The sequence below is a fragment of the Treponema sp. R6D11 genome, from assembly GCF_054786075.1.
Map to the genome: position 1 here is coordinate 1 of NZ_BDHD01000837.1, position 484 is coordinate 484.

At 37.2% G+C, this 484-nt stretch carries 1 protein-coding gene; it reads right to left on the reverse strand.

Annotated elements, in window-relative coordinates; genetic code table 11:
• A partial coding sequence (locus ACYVTD_RS16400) for a metal ABC transporter substrate-binding protein (protein WP_461248735.1) occupies positions 1 to 484 on the reverse strand: 484 nt, incomplete at both ends.

The window sequence follows — 484 nt, forward strand, 5'->3', positions numbered from 1 at the left end:
ATCAACTATATATGCAATAGTCTTCGCGCTAGCATCTGTCTGATCGCTGCATCCAGGAAAAGCTGCAACATATTTCAAGTTAAATTCATCCACAAAATAACGGAACGGAAATTTATCTGCAACAACAATTTTGTCGCGTTTTCCATTTTTAATGATGCTTTTTATAGAATCATCAACTTTTTTAATTTCTTTGATGTATTTGTCGGCGTTATATTTATACGCATTCTTGTTCTTAGCATCTGCTCCACTAAGTTTATCAGCAATCGCGCTAACAAGCTTTATGGCATTCGCAGGAGCCGTCCAAATATGTTCATCATACTCTGGCTCTCCAGTTTCTTCTTCGCCTTCTTCTTCCTCCATACCAGGAACAATTTCTTCCTCAACGTTTTTAACATAATCAGTTAATTTAATTACCGTTTTCTTGGAAGTATCGATAGACTCCAAAATATCCTCTACCCATTCGTCGCTCTCTCCGCCTAAATAT